Here is a 19003-nt window from a genome sequence, read left to right as displayed (position 1 = left end):
ATGATGCTTTGGCGCAAGGCCGAGAAACGCCAGCCCACCCATGCCCAGCGTTTGTTCCACGGCCTGGTGCGCGAGTGGTTGTGGATAGGTTTGCTGTTATTGCCAATGACAGCCTACCTCTCGTTGAGCCCGGGCCTGGCGCTGAACAACCCGCTGTATGACAGCCTCAGGCGTCTGGCGCCGTTGCCGGTAGACCCGCGCATCGTGCTGGTGACCATTGACGATTCTAGCCTGAAAGAGCTGGGCCGCTGGCCCTGGCCACGCAGTTTGCACGCCGACCTGATCGACCGCCTGAGCGCCGCGCAGCCAGAGGCCATCCTCTTCGATGTGATCTTCAGTGAGCCCGGTGTGCCCGCCAACGACCAACGCCTCGCAGCCGCTGTGTGCAACGCCGGCAACGTGGTACTGCCACTGTTGCGTGAGGAAGCTGCTAGTTACAGCGCGCCGGACGCGCAAGTGCTGCCGCTGCTCAAATGCGCTAAAGGCCTGGGGCATATCAATGTCGAAGCGGACAATGACGGCGTGGTGCGCAGCCTGTTTTTGCGTGAAGGCCCACCCGGTGACACCACGCCGCAGTTGGCGTGGATGGCCTATGCATTGAGCGGCCAGGCGTCTGAGATGCCAGGAGAACCCCTGCCGCAAATCAACCCGTCGTGGCATCGCGAGCACGCCATTCGGATCCCGTTCATCGCTGCCGACACCCGTTTTCCTACGGTCTCCTACGCCAGCGTCCTGCGCGGTGAGGTCGACCCTGAACGGTTGCGTGGCCGGCTTGTTCTGGTAGGTGCCACGGCGTCGGGCATGGGCGATCGTTTCGTTACTCCGCTCTCCTCGACTGTCGGCACCACGGCGGGTGTGGAGATCCAGGCCAACGTACTCAATGGTCTGCTGCAAGGGCGCAGCATCGTTGATCTACCCGGCGCGGTGTCGGCCTTGATGGCGACTGCCTGGGTGGCATTGTTACTGGGCCTGTTGTTGTATCGCCCGCGCTACGCGCTCTGGATGACCCTGGGCTGTATGGCCACCGCATTGCTCGGTGCGTGGGTGTTGCTGCGCCAGGGTCACTGGTGGTCACCGGCCGCGTGCCTGATTGGTTTGCTGCTCAGCTATCTGATATGGAATTGGCGGCGCCTCAGCGTGATCCTGGCCTACTTCGGCTGGGAACTGGCGCGCCTGGATAACGAGCCCAAAGTACTCCCCGAGCGTCGGCGAGCGCCTGCGAGCAAGGGCGATGTACTGCAAGCGCGGATCTTTGCCCTGGAGCAAGCGGTAAGTCGTACACGCGATACCCGCAGGTTTATGGCCGACGGCCTGGAGTGCTTGCCGGTGGCCACGCTGATTACCGACCCCAGAGGCAGCATCCTGCTGGCCAACCGGATTGCACGTGACGTGTTCAGTCAAGAGTTGGTCAACCAAAACCTCCTTGAACAACTCGCCGACCTGGGTTATCCGCCGCTGCACAATGGCGTGCGCCCTGCTCTCTCAGCGCTGGAACTCGTTGAGTTTCGCGACATCCATCAGCGCAGCCTGCGCATTGAGCTTGCCCCCTTGCTGCCGGCTGAAGGCGACGTCGCCCTCGGCTGGCTGATGAGCCTCACAGACTTGAGCAAAGAGCGCGAAGCGCAGCAGCACCGCGAAACCATGCTGCGCTTCCTGTCCCATGACCTGCGTGCCCCGCACTCGGCGATCCTGGCGTTGCTGGATGTGCATAACGGTGAGTCGCCGGTGTTTGCTCAGATCGAGCAACAGGTCAGGCGTGCGCTGAGCCTGACCGAATCCTTCGTGCAACTGGCCAAAGCCGAGGCCGATGGCTACCAGTTTCAGCCTACGCTGTTTGCCATGCTGGTCATGGATGCGTTCGATCAAGTGGCGGTCATTGCCCAACTCAAAGGCATTCAACTGGTCCATGACCTGGACGAGGCCGATGAAGGCATGGTCTGCGCCGACCAGTCGCTGCTGACCCGCGCGTTGTTCAACGTGCTGGAGAATGCGATCAAGTATTCCTCTTCCGGCACCACCGTCACCTTGAGCCACGGCAGCGCGCAAGGGTGGCTGGAATGCCGTATCAGCGATCAAGGACCTGGCATCGCGCCAGAGGATTTACCGGAGTTGTTCAGCCAGTACCGACGCTTTGACTCGGCCCAGGGCAGTGAGGGCCTGGGGTTGGGATTGACCATGGTCAAGGCTGTGGTGGAGCGCCATGGCGGTCGCATTCTGTGTGAAAGCCAGGTGGGTAAAGGCTCAACCTTCAGCGTCCAATTGCCGTTGCTTGAGGATTGAAAAACGCACTTTTTCACTGCGCATAAAAAACCGATCACAAGGACCGGTTTTTTTATGCGAAAAAAAACTTATGCACGTTTTTCGCGATTTTATGAGTTTGAGAAATATGTAATTAAATCAGCTTGTTAGGAAGAAAAAACGTCAATTCGCCAACAAACCGTACACAGGTTATCCACAGATCACTAAATCGCTGGTGTCTCGACTACAACAGGCTCAGGCGGCAGCGAACCCATGGCCCGTTGCTGCGCTTCATTCCACGCTTGTGCGCGGTCATTGAGTGCGGCAATGGCGCGTGGCCCTTCACCTTCTGCGTACATGGGCTCGCCAATGACCACGGTGATAGTGCCTTCGCGTTTGGCCCAACCGGTCTTCGGCCAGAACTTGCCGGCGTTATGCGCAATCGGCAGCACGGGCAGATGGGCGTTGACCGCTAATGCAGTACCGCCGCGCGAGAACTTGCCCACGGTGCCATACGGCACACGCGTACCTTCCGGGAAGATAAGCACCCAAACGCCATCCTTAAGCAGCTCGTCACCCTTCTTGGCCACGTGCTTGAGCGCCGCCTTGGGGTTGTCACGGTCGATGGCGATCGGTCGCAGCATGGCCATTGCCCAGCCGAAAAACGGCACGTACAGCAGCTCACGCTTAAGCACCTGGCTCAGGGGCGAGAAGTATGCGGACAAGAAGAACGTTTCCCACGTGCTCTGGTGATTCGACAGAATCACGCAGGGCTGGTCCGGGACGTTTTCAGCGCCCTTGATCTCGAAACGAATGCCCAGGAATACCTTGGTCAGCCACAACGCACAGCGGCACCAATAGACGTTGATAAAGCGATAGCGCGCCTTGAATGGCAGGAACGGCGCGATAAAAAAGCTCAGGGTGCACCACAGAAACGAACTGGTGCCCAGCAGCAGGTAAAAGAAGAAGGTTCTGATGGCCTGCAAAATCGACATGGCAGCATTTACCGTTGCGGGACATGGCCCGCCTGCTAAAAGCACACTCCCGAGCAATCCTTGTTCAGGAAGTCGAGGGCGGCTAGTTGTTAATAAGTTCTGCGGCAACCGCCGCCAGATCGTCAAAAATCAAGGTGCCTACCGGCAGGTTTTTCGCCTGGGTCTTTTCGCCTTTCCCGGTCTTAACCAAAACTGGCTGAGAGTCGACGGCTTTGGCCGCCTCCAGGTCACCGAGGCTGTCCCCGACGAACCATAGCCCAGCTAACGGCACCTTGTAATGTTCTGCAATGGTTTTCAACATGCCAGGCTTGGGTTTGCGGCAATCGCAGCCCTCATCCGGCCCGTGGGGGCAGTACACCACCAGCCCCACCTCACCGCCCTGCTCGGCCACCAGCGTGCGCAAACGCGCGTGCATGGCGCCCAGGGTGGCGATGTCGTAATAACCGCGGGCGATGCCGGACTGGTTGGTGGCGATGGCCACCGTCCAGCCGGCTTTGCTCAACTGCGCGATGGCCTCGATCGAGCCGGGCAGTGGAATCCATTCCGCCACCGACTTGATGTAAGCGTCGGAGTCGTAATTGATCACCCCGTCCCGGTCGAGAATCAGCAGTTTCAACATGGTCAGCCCAGCACGGAAATGTCAGCGATGTTGATGAACAAGCCGCGCAGGCGTGCCAGCATGGCGTAGCGGTTTTTCCGCACGCCAGCATCTTCGGCATTGATCATCACCGCTTCAAAGAACGCATCCACCGGCTCACGCAAGGTGGCCAGGCGCGCCAGTGCTTCGGCGTAATTACGTTCGGCGAGCAGCGGCTTCACGGCGTTTTCCGCTTTGGCGATGGCCGAGTTCAACGAGAACTCCTTGGCATCGGCAAACAGGCCAGGGTCGACTTCGGCATTGCCGAGGTTGTCGGCCTTGCTCAGCAAGTTCGACACACGCTTGTTCACGGCGGCCAGGGCGTCGGCTTCCGGCAGCTTGCGGAAGGCTTGTACGGCCTGTACCCGCTGATCGAAGTCCAGCGCCGAACCCGGTTGCAGGGCACGTACCGACAGGTAGACGGAAACGTCCACACCTTCGTCTTCATAACGCGCACGCAGGCGGTCGAATACGAATTCCAGTACTTGCTCGGCCAGGCCGGCTTGCTTGACCTTGGTGCCAAACTGGCCGACTGCAAACACCACGGCCTGGGTCAGGTCGAGGTCGAGCTTTTTGTCGATCAGGATACGCAGCACGCCCAGGGCCGCACGGCGCAGGGCATACGGGTCTTTGCTGCCGGTAGGCAACATGCCGATACCGAAGATACCGACGAGGGTGTCCAGCTTGTCAGCGATGGCCACGGCCGCACCGGTCAAGGTGCTTGGCAGCTCAGCGCCAGCGCCGCGCGGCATGTACTGCTCGTTCAGTGCCAGGGCCACATCGTCCGGCTCGCCGTCGTTGAGGGCGTAGTAATAACCGGCAACGCCTTGCATCTCCGGGAACTCGCCGACCATCTCGGTGGCCAGGTCGCACTTGGACAGCAAGCCAGCGCGGGCTGCCCAGGCAGCGTCACCGCCAATGCGTGGGGCAATGTAGGCGGCCAGCTTGGAAACGCGCACGGCCTTGTCGTAGACGCTGCCGAGTTTTTCCTGGAACACCACGTTTTGCAGGCGCAGGTTGAAGTCTTCGAGCTTCTGTTTCTTGTCTTGCTTGAAGAAGAATTCGGCGTCAGTCAGGCGCGGGCGTACGACTTTCTCGTTACCGGCGATGATCTGCTGCGGGTCTTTGCTTTCGATGTTGGCCACGGTGATAAAACGCGGCAGCAACTTACCGTCCACATCCAGCAGGCAGAAATACTTCTGGTTGTCCTGCATGGTGGTGATCAGCGCTTCTTGCGGCACGTCGAGGAAACGCTCTTCGAACGAGCACACCAGCGGCACCGGCCATTCAACCAGCGCGGTCACTTCGTCAAGCAGGCTTGACGGCACGATGGCGGTGCCTTCCTGCAGGCGAGCCAGCTCTTCGGTGCGCTTGCTGATCAGTTCGCGACGCTCGTTGGCGTCCGCCAGCACGTAAGCGGCACGCAGGTCGGCGGCGTAGTTAGCCGGCGAGGTGATACGCACGGCTTCAGGGTGATGAAAGCGGTGACCGCGGGAATCACGGCCAGACTTCTGGGCGAGGATGGTGCAGTCGATGACTTGGTCACCGAGCAACATCACCAGCCACTGAGTTGGGCGCACGAACTCTTCCTTGCGAGCACCCCAGCGCATGCGCTTGGGGATCGGCAAGTCGTTCAGCGAGTCTTCAACGATGGTCGGTAACAGGCTCGCCGTCGGCTTGCCGGTGATGACCTGGCTGAAGCGCAGTTTCGGGCCGCTCTGGTCGATCTCGCTCAGCTCAACGCCACACTTCTTGGCAAAACCAAGGGCGGCTTGAGTCGGATTGCCTTCAGCGTCGAAAGCTGCCTGGCGCGGCGGGCCGTCGAGGTTGATGCTGCGGTCCGGCTGCTGGGTTTCCAGCGCGGTCAGCAACACCGCCAGGCGACGTGGCGCGGCGTAGACTTTTTTCGCCGCGAATTTCAGGCCGGCGCTTTGCAGGCCTTTTTCGATACCGGCCAGGAACGCATCGGCCAGGGTGTTGAGTGCCTTGGGTGGCAGCTCTTCGGTGCCCAGTTCAACCAGGAAATCTTGAGCACTCATTGTGCAGCCTCCAGCTTAGCCAACACTTCATCACGCAGGTCCGGGGCAGCCATCGGGAAGCCCAGCTTGGCGCGAGCCAGCAGGTAGGCTTGGGCGACGGAACGCGCCAGGGTGCGTACACGCAGGATGTATTGCTGGCGCGCGGTCACCGAGATAGCACGGCGGGCGTCCAGCAGGTTGAAGGTATGGGAAGCCTTCAACACCATTTCATAGCTCGGCAACGGCAGCGGCTGGTCGAGTTCGATCAGGCGCTTGGCTTCGCTTTCATAGAAATCGAACAGTTCGAACAGCTTGTCGACGTTGGCGTGTTCGAAGTTGTAAGTGGACTGCTCCACTTCGTTCTGGTGGAACACGTCGCCGTAGGTGACTTTGCCGAACGGGCCGTCTGCCCACACCAGGTCGTAGACCGAATCCACGCCTTGCAGGTACATGGCCAGGCGCTCAAGACCGTAGGTGATCTCGCCGGTCACCGGGTAGCACTCGATGCCACCGGCTTGCTGGAAGTAAGTGAACTGCGTGACTTCCATGCCGTTGAGCCAGACTTCCCAGCCCAGGCCCCAGGCGCCCAGGGTTGGCGACTCCCAGTTGTCTTCGACGAAACGGATGTCGTGTACCAAAGGGTCCAGGCCGACATGCTTCAGCGAGCCCAGGTACAGCTCCTGGAAGTTGTCCGGGTTCGGCTTCAGTACCACCTGGAACTGGTAGTAGTGCTGCAAACGGTTCGGGTTTTCGCCGTAGCGGCCGTCAGTCGGGCGACGACTGGGCTGCACATAAGCGGCGTTCCAGGTTTCCGGGCCGATGGCCCGCAGGAATGTTGCGGTGTGGAAAGTGCCGGCGCCTACTTCCATATCGTAGGGCTGAAGTACCACACAACCTTGCTCGGCCCAGTATTGCTGGAGGGCGAGGATCAAGTCTTGGAAGGTACGCACGGCTGGCGTAGGCTGGCTCACGAAATTCACCTGTTACTTGGGCTGCGATTTAAAGAGCGGGAGTATACCCGATTCGGCCCCGCCACCACTCCCTGGAGCCTTATGCCACGCTGCTTTTGGTGTTCTGAAGATCCGTTGTACATGGCTTATCACGATCAGGAGTGGGGAACGCCGCTGCGCGATGCGCAGGGCTTGTTCGAGTTGCTTTTGCTCGAAGGGTTCCAGGCGGGCCTGTCCTGGATCACCGTTTTACGCAAACGTGAGCATTATCGAAAGGTCTTGTTCGGCTTTGATGCGCAGCGTTTGGCGCTGTTGACCGATGAAGAAATCGAAGCGCTGATGCTCGACCCAGGCATCGTGCGCAATCGCCTCAAGCTCAACGCCACTCGCCGCAACGCCGCCGCCTGGCTGACGTTGGAGGACCCGGTGGGCTTGCTCTGGTCGTTTGTCGGCGGTGTGCCCAAGGTCAACCACTTTACCGATCGCAGCCAAGTCCCGGCGATTACGCCCGAGGCCGAAGCCATGAGCAAAGCGTTGAAAAAGGCCGGTTTCACCTTCGTCGGCCCGACCATCTGTTACGCGTTCATGCAGGCTTCGGGCATGGTCATGGACCACACTCAGGACTGCGACCGTTACGCGGACTTGGCCAACGCCGGTTAGAATGCCCGCTTTGCGCACCACACACGATCAGGAGTGACCTGTGGAAAAGTTTAAAGGCGCCTTGCTGGTAGGCGCTCTCCGGTTGTTTGCCCTGCTGCCTTGGCGCGCTGTCCAGGCCGTCGGCACGGCGATTGGCTGGCTCATGTGGAAAACCCCCAACCGCTCGCGCGACACGGTGCGGATCAACCTCTCCAAATGCTTCCCGGACATGGACCCGGCCGCCCGTGAGCGTCTGGTGGGCCAAAGCCTGATGGACATCGGCAAGTCGCTGACCGAAAGCGCCTGCGCCTGGATCTGGCCGGCGCAGCGTTCCATCGACCTGGTGCGCGAAGTCGAAGGCCTGGAAGTGCTGCATGAGGCGTTGGCCTCGGGCAAAGGCGTGGTGGGCATCACCAGCCACCTGGGCAACTGGGAAGTGTTGAATCACTTCTATTGCAACCAGTGCAAACCGATCATTTTCTACCGCCCGCCCAAGCTCAAGGCGGTGGATGAGTTGCTGCAAAAGCAGCGCGTGCAACTGGGGAATCGCGTGGCGGCGTCCACCAAGGAAGGCATCCTTAGTGTGATCAAGGAAGTGCGCAAAGGTGGCCAGGTCGGCATTCCCGCTGACCCGGAGCCGGCAGAATCTGCGGGCATCTTCGTGCCGTTTTTCGCCACCCAGGCGCTGACCAGCAAGTTTGTGCCGAACATGCTGGCAGGCCATAAAGCCGTGGGCGTGTTCCTGCATGCCCTGCGGCTGCCGGACGGTTCGGGCTACAAAGTGATTCTGGAAGCGGCGCCGGAAGATATGTACAGCACCGACACCGCCACGTCCTGCGCGGCGATGAGCAAGGTGGTGGAGCGTTATGTCGGCGCCTACCCGAGCCAGTACATGTGGAGCATGAAGCGCTTCAAGAAACGCCCGCCGGGTGAGGCGCGGTGGTACTGATGCGCGGCTGACTTGATCGTTCCCACGCTCCGCGTGGGAACGCCGCCTGTGACGCTCCGCGTCACGGTTAAGGGCAGGCGCAGAGCGCCCAGGGCTGCATTCCCACGCAGAGCGTTGGAACGATCATCGAAACCAATGTGGGAGCGGGCTTGCTCGCGAATACGGTGTATCAGCTACATATTCAGTGACTGATACTCTGCATTCGCGAGCAAGCCCGCTCCCACATTTTGATCTCCATTCAGGCCTGGCGGTCGAGTTTCTTCAGGAACACTGTCATCTCTTTTTCGGCCTGCTTGTCGCCATGGGCCTGGGCTGCTTCTATGCCCTTTTCCCAAGCTAACCGTGCTGCAGCGTTATCACCCTGCCCTTGCTGAGCCTTGCCCAACAGCTTCCACGCCGCCGAATACTTCGGGTCGAACTCGACGCACTTTTGCAGATGCTCGGCCGCCTTGGCGTTGTCCTTCAAGTCCAGATAACCCTTGCCCAAACCAAAGCGCAGCAATGAATTATCCACACCCTTGGCGAGCATTTTTTCCAGGGATTCGAGCATTTATTGTCACCTTGAGTGAAAGAAGGCTGTTGTGGCTGCCTAGAAAAAACTCAACCCCACGTGGAACAGCTTTTCCACATCGCGAATATGTTTCTTATCCACAAGGAACAAAATTACATGGTCGCCCGTGGCGATCACCGTGTCGTCGTGGGCGATGATCACCTCTTCATCACGAATGATTGCACCAATGGTGGTACCCGGCGGCAGGCCGATATCGCGGATGGCCTTGCCTATCACCTTGCTCGACTTCGAATCACCGTGGGCAATCGCCTCGATGGCTTCCGCCGCGCCCCGGCGCAGGGAGTGCACGCTGACGATATCGCCACGGCGCACGTGGGCCAGCAAGGTGCCGATGGTCGCCAACTGCGGGCTGATGGCGATGTCGATGTCGCCGCCCTGGATCAGGTCGACATAGGCCGGGTTGTTGATGATGGTCATCACCTTTTTCGCCCCCAGCCGTTTGGCCAGCAACGAGGACATAATGTTGGCCTCGTCATCGTTGGTCAGGGCCAGGAAAATATCGGCGTCGGCGATGTTTTCTTCCATCAGCAGGTCGCGGTCCGAGGCGCTGCCTTGCAGGACCACGGTGCTGTCGAGGGTGTCGGACAAATGCCGGCAGCGTGCCGGGTTCATCTCGATGATCTTCACCTGATAGCGGCTCTCAATGGCTTCGGCCAAGCGCTCTCCAATCTGCCCGCCGCCAGCGATGACGATGCGTTTGTAGCTCTCATCGAGCCGACGCATTTCGCTCATGACTGCACGAATATTCGCTTTGGCAGCGATGAAAAACACTTCGTCATCCGCTTCGATCACCGTATCGCCCTGGGGCAGAATCGGCCGGTCGCGACGGAAAATCGCCGCCACGCGGGTTTCCACATTCGGCATGTGTTCGCGCAGCTGGCGCAGTTGCTGGCCCACCAGCGGCCCGCCGTAATAAGCCTTCACCGCCACCAGTTGCGCCTTGCCTTCGGCAAAGTCGATGACCTGCAACGCGCCGGGAATTTCGATCAGGCGCTTGATGTAATGGGTCACCACCTGTTCGGGGCTGATCAGCACGTCCACCGGAATCGCATCGTTGTCGAACAGACCGGCGCGGGTCAGGTAGGCGGCTTCGCGCACGCGGGCGATCTTGGTCGGCGTGTGGAACAGGGTGTGGGCGACCTGGCAGGCGACCATATTGGTCTCGTCACTGTTGGTCACCGCCACCAGCATATCGGCGTCGTCGGCACCGGCCTGGCGCAGCACCGTCGGGAATGACGCGCGGCCTTGCACGGTGCGGATATCCAGGCGGTCGCCCAGGTTGCGCAGGCGCTCGCTGTCGGTGTCGACCACGGTAATGTCGTTGGCTTCGCTGGCCAAATGCTCGGCCAGCGTGCCGCCGACCTGCCCTGCACCAAGGATGATGATCTTCATCCGGTCACTCCCTTAAACCCATTAGCCGCGCGCGGCGGCAATCTTGATCAGTTTGGCGTAGTAGAAGCCATCGTGTCCGCCTTCCTGCGCGAGCAACTGGCGGCCATGGGGCTGCTTGATACCGGCCGCCGTGGCGAGGTCCAGTTCCCGCGCGCCACTGGTGCGGGCGAGGAAGGCTTGGATCACCTCGGTGTTCTCGGTGGGCAAGGTCGAGCAGGTGGCGTAAAGCAGGATGCCGCCGACCTCCAGCGTTGGCCACAACGCGTCGAGCAGTTCGCCTTGCAGCACGGCCAGGGCGGCGATGTCGTCGGGTTGGCGGGTGAGCTTGATATCCGGGTGACGGCGGATCACGCCCGTGGCGGAACATGGCGCGTCGAGCAGGATGCGCTGGAACGGTTTGCCATCCCACCACGTGGTGGTGTCGCGGCCGTCAGCGGCGATCAGCTCGGCGCTCAGGCCCAGGCGCGCAAGGTTTTCACGCACACGCACCAGTCGCTTGGCTTCCAGGTCGACGGCGACTACACCGGCCAGGTCTTTTTCGACTTCCAGAATGTGACACGTCTTACCGCCCGGCGCGCAGCAGGCGTCTAACACGCGTTGGCCTGGGGCCAGGTCGAGCAGGTCGGCGGCCAATTGCGCGGCTTCGTCCTGCACGCTGATCCAGCCTTCGGCAAAGCCCGGCAAGCTGCGCACGTCGGTGGCCGCTTCCAGCACGATGCCGTCGACGCTGTACACGCACGGCGTGGCGCTGATGCCGGCATCGGCCAGCAATTGCAGGTAGGCGTCACGGCTGTGATGGCGACGGTTGACCCGCAAAATCATCGGTGGATGCGCATTGTTGGCGGCGCAAATGGCTTCCCATTGCTCGGGCCAGAAGGCTTTCAGGGATTTTTGCAGCCAGCGCGGGTGCGCCGTACGCACCACGGGGTCATGTTCCAGTTCGGCCAGCAGCCCTTCGCTTTCACGCTGGGCGCGGCGCAGCACGGCGTTGAGCAAGGCCTTGGCCCACGGCTTTTTCAGCTTGTCGGCGCAACCAACGGTTTCTCCGATGGCGGCATGCGCGGGCACGCGGGTGTAGAGCAGTTGATAAAGGCCCACCAGCAGCAACGCCTCTACATCGGCATCGGCGGCCTTGAACGGCTTTTGCAGCAGCTTGGCCGCCAGCGCCGACAAGCGCGGCTGCCAGCGGGCGGTGCCAAAGGCCAGGTCCTGGGTGAAACCGCGATCACGGTCTTCAACCTTGTCCATTTGCGTAGGCAGCGAACTGTTCAGCGAAGCCTTGCCGTTGAGTACGGCAGCGAGAGCCTTGGCGGCGGCCAGACGCGGGTTCATTGAGCGACCGCCCCGAGAACCGTGCCCAAGGCAAATTTCTCACGACGGCTGTTAAACAGGTCGCCAAAGTTCAGTGCTTTGCCGCCAGGTAATTGCAGACGGGTCAGGCATAGCGCCTGTTCACCGCAGGCGACCAACAGGCCGTCCTTGCTGGCGCCGATGATTTCACCCGGAGCGCCTTTGCCATCCGCCAAGGTGGCGGCCAGCACTTTCAAGGCTTCACCATTGAGGGTGCTGTGGCAGATCGGCCATGGGTTGAAGGCGCGCACCAGGCGCTCCAGCTCTACGGCCGGGCGGTTCCAGTCGATGCGGGCTTCGTCTTTGTTCAACTTGTGCGCGTAGGTGGCGAGGTTGTCGTCCTGAACTTCGCCTTCCAGCGTACCGGCTGCCAGGCCAGCAATGGCCTGGATCACGGCGGGTGGGCCAAGCTCGGCCAAGCGGTCGTGCAGGCTGCCGCCGGTGTCTTCAGCCGTGATCGGGGTGGCAACCTTGAGCAGCATCGGGCCGGTATCCAGACCCGCCTCCATGCGCATCACGGTCACGCCGCTTTCAAAGTCACCGGCTTCCACGGCGCGCTGGATCGGCGCCGCACCGCGCCAACGCGGCAGCAACGAAGCGTGGCTGTTGATGCAACCCAGGCGCGGGATATCCAGCACGGCTTGGGGCAGGATCAAACCGTAAGCCACAACCACCAACAAGTCGGGCTTCAACGCCGCCAGTTCCGCCTGGGCATCGGCGTTGCGCAGGGTTGGCGGTTGCAGCACAGGGATGTTGTGCTCAAGCGCCAACTGCTTGACCGGGCTTGGCATCAGTTTTTGCCCGCGACCGGCCGGGCGATCCGGCTGGGTGTACACCGCCACGATGTCATAAGGGCTGGCAAGCAGCGCCTTGAGGTGTTCGGCAGCGAATTCGGGGGTGCCAGCAAAAACAATGCGCAGTGGCTCGGTCATGGGAGGTCTCGGTTAAAAACAGTCACAAAAGAAAAAGGCTTGCCGCAGCAAGCCTTTGGAAGAAGGGCATCAAGCTTGCTGGCGATGCTTTTTTTCCAGCTTCTTCTTGATCCGGTCGCGTTTAAGCGTGGACAGGTAATCAACAAACAGCTTGCCGTTGAGGTGGTCGCATTCATGCTGAATGCACACTGCCAGCAAGCCTTCGGCGATCAGTTCGTAGGGCTTGCCGTCACGGTCCAGGGCCTTGATCTTCACGCGCAGCGGGCGTTCGACGTTCTCGTAGAACTCCGGCACCGACAGGCAGCCTTCCTGGTATTCGCCCATCTCTTCGGTCAGCGGTTCGAACTCGGGGTTGATAAACACCCGTGGTTCGCTGCGATCTTCCGACAGGTCCATGACCACGACGCGCTGATGCACGTTGACCTGGGTGGCGGCGAGGCCGATGCCCGGGGCTTCATACATTGTTTCAAACATGTCATCGACCAACTGACGAACCTTGTCGTCCACTACGGCCACCGGTTTGGCGATCGTGCGCAGGCGCGAGTCGGGAAATTCGAGGATGTTCAAAATAGCCATAAGCGTAATTGCTGCACATGTGAGGTAGAGGCAAATCGGCGTTGGGATGGACCCAGACCGCCGGTGTGAAAGGTTCGAAAGCCGCTAAGGCTCTGGCATTTCACGCGAACGTACATAATAAAGGAGATTGACCCCATGAGGAAATCGCTACTCGTCTTGCTGTTGTGGGCGCCGCTCACCATGGCCCTGGTTCCCCAGCCCGGCCCGCGCCTGGAACAGGCCACGCAACAGGCCATCCGCCACTTCTTGCTGCACAACCGCATTTTCGATACACCCCAGGACCTGGACAACGCACCTTACATTGTTGCCGCCGACGCGGGGCGAGTCCTGGGCGCCAACGGTGAGCGCGTGCATGCGCGCGGTGACCTGGACCCGACCCAACCGGACTATGGGATCTTTCGTCGCGGCAAAACCTACACCGACCCGCAAACCCAGGAGCTGCTGGGCATCAATGCCGACGACATCGGCAGCGCACGCTTTGTGATGGCAGGCGACCTCAGCACCCTGGCCGTGCAACGGGTCACCCAGGAAGTGCGCCCCGGCGACCGCTTGCTGCGCGCCGAACCGCCCGCCGAATGGGCCAACCTGGGGCCTGCGCCTGTCATCGAAGGGCACATTATCGATATTCCCAAGGGCGTCACCCAGATCGGCGTAATGGATGCCGTGACCTTGAACAAAGGTCGCCGTGACGGTCTGGCCGAAGGCCACCTGCTCACGGTGATCAAGGCTGGCGCAAGCGTTCGCGACAGCCTCACTGGCGCCCCGACCCAACTCCCCGATGAAGATGCTGGCACGTTGCTGGTGTTTCGCACCTACGAAAAACTCAGTTATGGCCTGGTGCTCAGGGCCTCACGTTCGCTGGCGGTGATGGATCGATTCGAGACTGCCCGACAATCGCAATAAATAGCCTGCTAAATAAGTTACCAACAGAGTTATCCACAGCTTGTTCAGATCAAGGACGATCAAATGTATCCGACAAACAGCCCTGAAATTTCCCCTGCAGAACTGGAAGCCCGACTACGCTTGCACAGGCTGCCGGAACTGGGCCCCAAGCGTTTTCGAGTATTGATCGAGGCATTTGGTTCTGCCTCCAAGGCCATCAGCGCACCGGCGAGTGCCTGGCGTTCTCTCGGGTTGCCAGCCATTAGCGCCGATGCCAGGCGCAGCCCTGAAATTCGCGATGGCGCCAGTGCTGCGCTCGCATGGTTGGAGCGCCCGGCCCAGCATTTACTGATGTGGGACCAGCCTGAGTACCCTGCATTGCTGGCGCAGATTGACGCTGCACCGCCGTTATTATTCGTCGCTGGCGAGCCGAACATCCTCGAAAAGCCGCAGTTGGCCATGGTCGGCAGTCGCCGTGCTTCACGCCCGGGGATGGACACTGCCGCCGCCTTTTCGCGCAGCCTGGCGAGCGCCGGTTTTGTCATCACCAGCGGCTTGGCCTTGGGCATCGACGGTGCTGCGCACCAAGCGGCATTAGATGTCGGGGGGCAGACAATCGGCGTGCTCGGCACCGGCCTCGAAAATTTTTATCCACAACGCCACCGCCAGCTCGCCGCAGCGATGATTGCCCAAGGCAGCGCGGTGGTTTCCGAGTTCCCGCTGGACGCCGCGCCCCAGGCCGCTAACTTCCCACGGCGCAACCGGATCATCAGCGGCTTGTCGCTGGGGGTACTGGTGGTGGAAGCCAGCATGGCCAGTGGTTCGCTGATCACGGCCAAGCTGGCCGCCGAGCAAGGGCGTGAGGTGTATGCGATCCCGGGCTCCATTCATCACCCGGGCGCCAAAGGCTGTCATCAGTTGATTCGCGATGGCGCCACGCTGGTGGAGTCCATCGAGCACATCCTGGACGGCTTGCGCGGCTGGCAGGCGTTGTCGCGCCCGGCGCCGATGCCGGTCACCCATCCGCTGGTGGCGCTGCTGCACGCGGCGCCCCATACCAGCGAGGGCCTGGCGATTGCCAGCGGGCGGCCTTTGTCCCACGTACTGGCGGCGCTCACCGAGCTTGAGCTTGAAGGGCAGGTGATCTGTGAAAGCGGTCGCTGGCTGGCGCGTGGCCCGCTTATGTAATTAGTTTTTGCAAAGAACATCGGTAAACTGCCCACAGCTTTAGTCCGGAGAGTGAGCAATGGTCAACAGGTGGCGTGTGCTGGAAGCCGCACGAGAAATTCGCGCAGGCGCGGTGATTGCCTATCCGACCGAGGCGGTCTGGGGCCTGGGCTGCGACCCGTGGAATGAAGACGCGGTGGACCGGCTGCTGGCGATCAAGAATCGCTCGGTGGACAAGGGGCTGATCCTGGTGGCGGACAATATCCGCCAGTTCGATTTCCTGTTTGAAGACTTCCCGGACACCTGGATCGACCGCATGGCCAGCACCTGGCCGGGGCCCAATACCTGGCTGGTGCCGCATCAGGGCATGTTGCCGGAATGGGTGACCGGTGTGCATGACACCGTGGCGCTGCGGGTCAGCGATCATCCGTTGGTCAGGGATTTATGCGCGCAGGTGGGGCCGTTGATCTCTACCTCCGCCAACCCGCAAGGTCGCCCGGCGGCGCGCACGCGGCTTCGTGTGGAGCAATATTTCCGTGGCCAGGTCGACTTGGTACTGGGCGGCGCCCTGGGTGGGCGCAAGAACCCGAGCCTGATTCGCGATTTGGCGACGGGTGAGGTGGTGCGGCCTTCTTAGTGCCTTTGTGGCGAGGGAGCTTGCTCCCGTTGGCCTGCGAAGCAGGCCCAAAACTGGACGATGCGGCTTACCTGAAGAAGCACCATTCACTGTTTTGGGGCCGCTTCGCGGCCCAACGGGAGCAAGCTCCCTCGCCACAATGGGCAGTTAAGGCAGCAAAATTGTCGACCCGGTAGTCCTGCGCCCCGACAACTCCGTCTGCGCCTTCGCCGCATCCGCCAGCGCAAACCGCTGGTTGATATCAATACGCACCTTGCCGCTCTTGATCATCGCGAACAGATCATCAGCCATCGCCTGCAGGTCTTTCGGGTTGCTGGCGTAAGTCGCCAGTGTCGGCCGAGTGACATACAACGAGCCCTTCGCCGCCAGAATCCCAAGGTTCACACCATCCACCGCGCCGGACGCATTGCCGAAACTCACTACCAAACCCCGTGGCGCCACGCTGTCCAGTGAGGTCAGCCAGGTGTCTTTGCCGACGCCGTCGTACACCACCGGGACTTTTTTGCCGTCGGTCAATTCCAGTACGCGCTGTGCGACGTTTTCCTTGCTGTAGTCGATGGTTTCCCAGGCTCCGAGGGATTTGGCCAGTGCGGCTTTTTCCGGCGAACTCACCGTGCCGATCAGCTTCACGCCCAGCGCCTTGGCCCATTGGCAGGCCAGGGAGCCCACGCCACCGGCAGCGGCGTGGAACAGAATGGTTTCGCCGCCCTTCAACTCGTAGGTCTGACGTAGCAGGTACTGCACGGTCAGGCCCTTGAGCATCGCGCCGGCGGCTTGTTCAAAGCTGATATCGTCCGGCAAGTGCACCAGGTTGGCGGCAGGCAACACATGCAGCTGGCTGTACGCACCCAGCGGGCCGCTGCCGTAGGCCACACGATCGCCGACCTTGAACTGCGTGACCTCGCTGCCGACGGCATCCACCACGCCAGCGCCTTCTGCGCCAAGGCCCGATGGCAAGGCTGGCGGCGCGTACAGGCCACTGCGGAAATAAGTGTCGATGAAGTTAAGACCGATGGCCTCGTTACGCACACGAACCTGCTGTGGGCCAGGTTCTGCCGGGGTGTAGTCCACATACTCAAGCACTTCGGGGCCGCCATGGGCGCTGAACTGGATACGTTTGGCCATCTGCACTTCTCCTGAGGTCGAATCGCGTAGCCCCCTATCCCACTCCTAACCTTGATCTTCGTCAACTGCGGCGCAGTCGGATGCAGTGCTATCCTGTGCGCCCATTTGCCGCCGACGCCCGATGGCCTCGCGTAGCTTTGCCCGATTCAAGGTGATGCCATGACTACCCGCACCGAGGCTGTTAAAGCCTACCTGCTCGACCTGCAAGACCGCATTTGCAGCGCCCTGGAAACCTTCGAGACGGACACTCGCTTTATCGAAGACGCCTGGACCCGGCCTGCCGGCGGCGGCGGTCGCACCCGTGTGATCGAAAACGGTTCGGTGATCGAAAAAGGCGGGGTCAACTTTTCCCACGTATTCGGCAGTGGCCTGCCACCGTCCGCCAGCGCGCATCGCCCGGAGTTGGCCGGCCGTGGCTTTGAAGCCCTCGGCGTGTCGCTGGTGATCCACCCGCACAACCCGCATGTGCCGACATCCCACGCCAACGTGCGCTTTTTCATCGCCGAAAAAGACGGCGAAGAACCGGTGTGGTGGTTCGGTGGCGGCTTCGACCTCACGCCCTACTACGGCAATGAAGAAGACTGTGTCCACTGGCACCGCGTGGCCGAGCAGGCCTGTGCGCCGTTTGGCCCAGACGTGTATTCGCGCTATAAGGCCTGGTGCGACACCTACTTCCATATCAAGCACCGCAATGAACCACGCGGCATCGGCGGCCTGTTCTTCGATGACTTGAACGAGTGGGGCTTCGATACCTGCTTCGCCTTCATCCGCGCCATCGGCGATGCCTACATCGACGCCTACCTGCCAATCGTGCAGCGCCGCAAGGCTATGGCTTACACCGAGCAGCAGCGCCAGTTCCAGGAATTCCGTCGTGGCCGCTACGTTGAATTCAACCTGGTCTACGACCGTGGCACCCTGTTCGGCCTGCAATCGGGCGGGCGTACCGAGTCGATCCTGATGTCGCTGCCGCCGCAAGTACGCTGGAGCTACGACTGGAAAGCCGAGGCCGACAGCGAAGAGGCGCGCCTCACCGACTACTACCTGCAAGACCGCGACTGGCTGGGGCTTGCTGCGCCCAAGGCAGCTGTCTGATGGACCGTTATGTGGTGTTCGGCAACCCCATCGGCCACAGCAAGTCGCCGTTGATTCACCGTATGTTCGCCGAGCAGACCGGCGAGGAACTGGACTACAGCACCCTGCTTGCGCCGCTGGAGGATTTCACCGGCTGTGCCCGTGAGTTCTTTGCACAAGGCCGTGGCGCCAACGTCACCGTGCCGTTCAAGGAAGACGCCTTCCGCCTGGCCAACAGCCTGACCGAACGCGCCCAGCGCGCAGGCGCCGTGAACACCCTGAGCAAGCTCGCCGACGGCAGCTTGTTGGGCGACAACACCGACGGTGCCGGCCTGGTGCGCGACCTGACGGTAAACGCCGGGTTGAGCCTGCACGGCAAACGCATTCTGCTGCTGGGCGCCGGTGGCGCGGTACGCGGCGCGCTGGAGCCCTTGTTGGCTGAGCAGCCCGCCTCATTGATCATCGCCAACCGCACCGTGGAAAAAGCCGAACTGCTTGCCGAGCTGTTCGACGATTTGGGGCCGGTGTCTGCCAGCGGTTTCGACTGGCTGCGTGAGCCGGTGGACGTGATCATCAATGCCACGTCCGCCAGCCTGTCAGGTGATGTACCGCCGATTGCCGGCAGCCTGATCGAACCGGGCAAAACCTTTTGCTACGACATGATGTACGCCAAGGAGCCGACCGCCTTCTGTCGCTGGGCTACCGAGCAAGGCGCGGCGGTGGCGATGGACGGGTTGGGCATGTTGGTGGAGCAGGCCGCAGAAGCCTTCTACCTGTGGCGCGGCGTGCGCCCGGAGTCGGCACCGGTGTTGGCTGAGTTGCGTAGACAGTTGGCCTGACACAAAGCGAATGTGGGCACAGTCAGTGTGGGAGC

At 61.3% G+C, this 19003-nt stretch carries 18 protein-coding genes; 8 read left to right on the top strand and 10 right to left on the bottom strand.

The window, feature by feature from the left end:
* Nucleotides 1-2280, top strand: coding sequence for a CHASE2 domain-containing protein (locus tag ACTD9P_RS11625; RefSeq protein WP_438867844.1), 2280 nt, complete (start codon nt 1-3; stop codon nt 2278-2280).
* Between the two features lie 182 nt (nt 2281-2462).
* Here ACTD9P_RS11625 and ACTD9P_RS11620 read toward each other — a convergent pair whose 3' ends face one another.
* From ACTD9P_RS11620 to glyQ, 4 genes are all read right to left on the bottom strand, one after another.
* Nucleotides 2463-3233 carry a lysophospholipid acyltransferase family protein gene (locus tag ACTD9P_RS11620; protein ID WP_200431007.1) on the bottom strand — a complete coding sequence of 257 codons (771 nt, stop codon included), beginning with the start codon at nt 3231-3233 and terminating at the stop codon, nt 2463-2465.
* Between the two features lie 82 nt (nt 3234-3315).
* A complete protein-coding gene (gene gmhB, locus ACTD9P_RS11615) occupies nt 3316-3852 on the bottom strand; it encodes a D-glycero-beta-D-manno-heptose 1,7-bisphosphate 7-phosphatase (RefSeq protein ID WP_438867843.1) in 537 nt (178 codons plus the stop codon).
* Nucleotides 3853-3854: 2 nt separating this feature from the next.
* Nucleotides 3855-5909: a glycine--tRNA ligase subunit beta gene (gene glyS / locus ACTD9P_RS11610; RefSeq protein ID WP_438867842.1), complete on the bottom strand. Its 2055-nt coding sequence runs from the start codon at nt 5907-5909 to the stop codon at nt 3855-3857.
* On the bottom strand, nt 5906-6859 hold the full coding sequence (gene glyQ / locus ACTD9P_RS11605; protein ID WP_078735332.1) for a glycine--tRNA ligase subunit alpha: 954 nt from the start codon (nt 6857-6859) through the stop codon (nt 5906-5908). Before glyQ ends, glyS begins: the two co-directional genes overlap by 4 nt.
* A gap of 81 nt (nt 6860-6940) precedes the next feature.
* Here glyQ and ACTD9P_RS11600 point away from each other — a divergent pair, with 81 nt between their 5' ends.
* Together ACTD9P_RS11600 and ACTD9P_RS11595 are read left to right on the top strand one after the other, a co-directional pair.
* Nucleotides 6941-7498 carry a DNA-3-methyladenine glycosylase I gene (locus ACTD9P_RS11600; RefSeq protein WP_438867841.1) on the top strand — a complete coding sequence of 186 codons (558 nt, stop codon included), beginning with the start codon at nt 6941-6943 and terminating at the stop codon, nt 7496-7498.
* A 40-nt stretch (nt 7499-7538) separates the two neighbouring features.
* Nucleotides 7539-8426, top strand: coding sequence for a lysophospholipid acyltransferase (locus ACTD9P_RS11595; RefSeq protein WP_219337518.1), 888 nt, complete (start codon nt 7539-7541; stop codon nt 8424-8426).
* Between the two features lie 238 nt (nt 8427-8664).
* Here the strand turns inward: ACTD9P_RS11595 and ACTD9P_RS11590 are convergent, their stop codons facing one another.
* The 5 genes from ACTD9P_RS11590 to def form a co-directional block, all read right to left on the bottom strand.
* Nucleotides 8665-8976 (bottom strand): tetratricopeptide repeat protein, encoded by a 312-nt coding sequence (locus ACTD9P_RS11590; RefSeq protein WP_438867840.1) that lies wholly within the window; start codon nt 8974-8976, stop codon nt 8665-8667.
* A gap of 39 nt (nt 8977-9015) precedes the next feature.
* The gene (gene trkA, locus ACTD9P_RS11585) at nt 9016-10389 is read right to left on the bottom strand and encodes a Trk system potassium transporter TrkA (protein ID WP_056860960.1); all 1374 of its coding nucleotides are present in this window, start codon (nt 10387-10389) and stop codon (nt 9016-9018) included.
* 21 nt (nt 10390-10410) lie between these two features.
* The gene (rsmB, locus tag ACTD9P_RS11580; RefSeq protein WP_438867839.1) at nt 10411-11721 is read right to left on the bottom strand and encodes a 16S rRNA (cytosine(967)-C(5))-methyltransferase RsmB; all 1311 of its coding nucleotides are present in this window, start codon (nt 11719-11721) and stop codon (nt 10411-10413) included.
* On the bottom strand, nt 11718-12671 hold the full coding sequence (gene fmt / locus ACTD9P_RS11575; RefSeq protein WP_438867838.1) for a methionyl-tRNA formyltransferase: 954 nt from the start codon (nt 12669-12671) through the stop codon (nt 11718-11720). Before fmt ends, rsmB begins: the two co-directional genes overlap by 4 nt.
* Before the next feature lie 69 nt (nt 12672-12740).
* Nucleotides 12741-13247 (bottom strand): peptide deformylase, encoded by a 507-nt coding sequence (gene def, locus ACTD9P_RS11570; protein WP_017135146.1) that lies wholly within the window; start codon nt 13245-13247, stop codon nt 12741-12743.
* Between the two features lie 135 nt (nt 13248-13382).
* Here def and ACTD9P_RS11565 point away from each other — a divergent pair, with 135 nt between their 5' ends.
* The 3 genes from ACTD9P_RS11565 to tsaC all read left to right on the top strand — a co-directional run bounded on the left by ACTD9P_RS11565 (nt 13383) and on the right by tsaC (nt 15933).
* Nucleotides 13383-14150 carry a peptidoglycan-binding protein gene (locus ACTD9P_RS11565; protein WP_438867836.1) on the top strand — a complete coding sequence of 256 codons (768 nt, stop codon included), beginning with the start codon at nt 13383-13385 and terminating at the stop codon, nt 14148-14150.
* A gap of 63 nt (nt 14151-14213) precedes the next feature.
* The gene (gene dprA / locus ACTD9P_RS11560) at nt 14214-15317 is read left to right on the top strand and encodes a DNA-processing protein DprA (RefSeq protein ID WP_438867835.1); all 1104 of its coding nucleotides are present in this window, start codon (nt 14214-14216) and stop codon (nt 15315-15317) included.
* A gap of 58 nt (nt 15318-15375) precedes the next feature.
* On the top strand, nt 15376-15933 hold the full coding sequence (tsaC, locus tag ACTD9P_RS11555; RefSeq protein WP_056860965.1) for an L-threonylcarbamoyladenylate synthase type 1 TsaC: 558 nt from the start codon (nt 15376-15378) through the stop codon (nt 15931-15933).
* Nucleotides 15934-16080: 147 nt separating this feature from the next.
* Here the strand turns inward: tsaC and ACTD9P_RS11550 are convergent, their stop codons facing one another.
* The gene (locus tag ACTD9P_RS11550) at nt 16081-17058 is read right to left on the bottom strand and encodes an NADPH:quinone reductase (protein ID WP_438867834.1); all 978 of its coding nucleotides are present in this window, start codon (nt 17056-17058) and stop codon (nt 16081-16083) included.
* 159 nt (nt 17059-17217) lie between these two features.
* Between ACTD9P_RS11550 and hemF the strand changes: the two genes are divergently transcribed.
* Nucleotides 17218-18150 (top strand): oxygen-dependent coproporphyrinogen oxidase, encoded by a 933-nt coding sequence (hemF, locus tag ACTD9P_RS11545; protein ID WP_438867833.1) that lies wholly within the window; start codon nt 17218-17220, stop codon nt 18148-18150.
* On the top strand, nt 18150-18968 hold the full coding sequence (gene aroE / locus ACTD9P_RS11540; protein ID WP_438867832.1) for a shikimate dehydrogenase: 819 nt from the start codon (nt 18150-18152) through the stop codon (nt 18966-18968). Before hemF ends, aroE begins: the two co-directional genes overlap by 1 nt.
* The last annotated feature ends 35 nt before the right edge of the window (nt 18969-19003 follow it).

Source organism: Pseudomonas onubensis (genome assembly GCF_965653655.1).
In the GTDB taxonomy this organism is placed as follows: Bacteria; Pseudomonadota; Gammaproteobacteria; order Pseudomonadales; family Pseudomonadaceae; genus Aquipseudomonas.
Note: the sequence above shows the minus strand (reverse complement) of the source record. Positions and strands in the feature narration are given on the sequence as shown.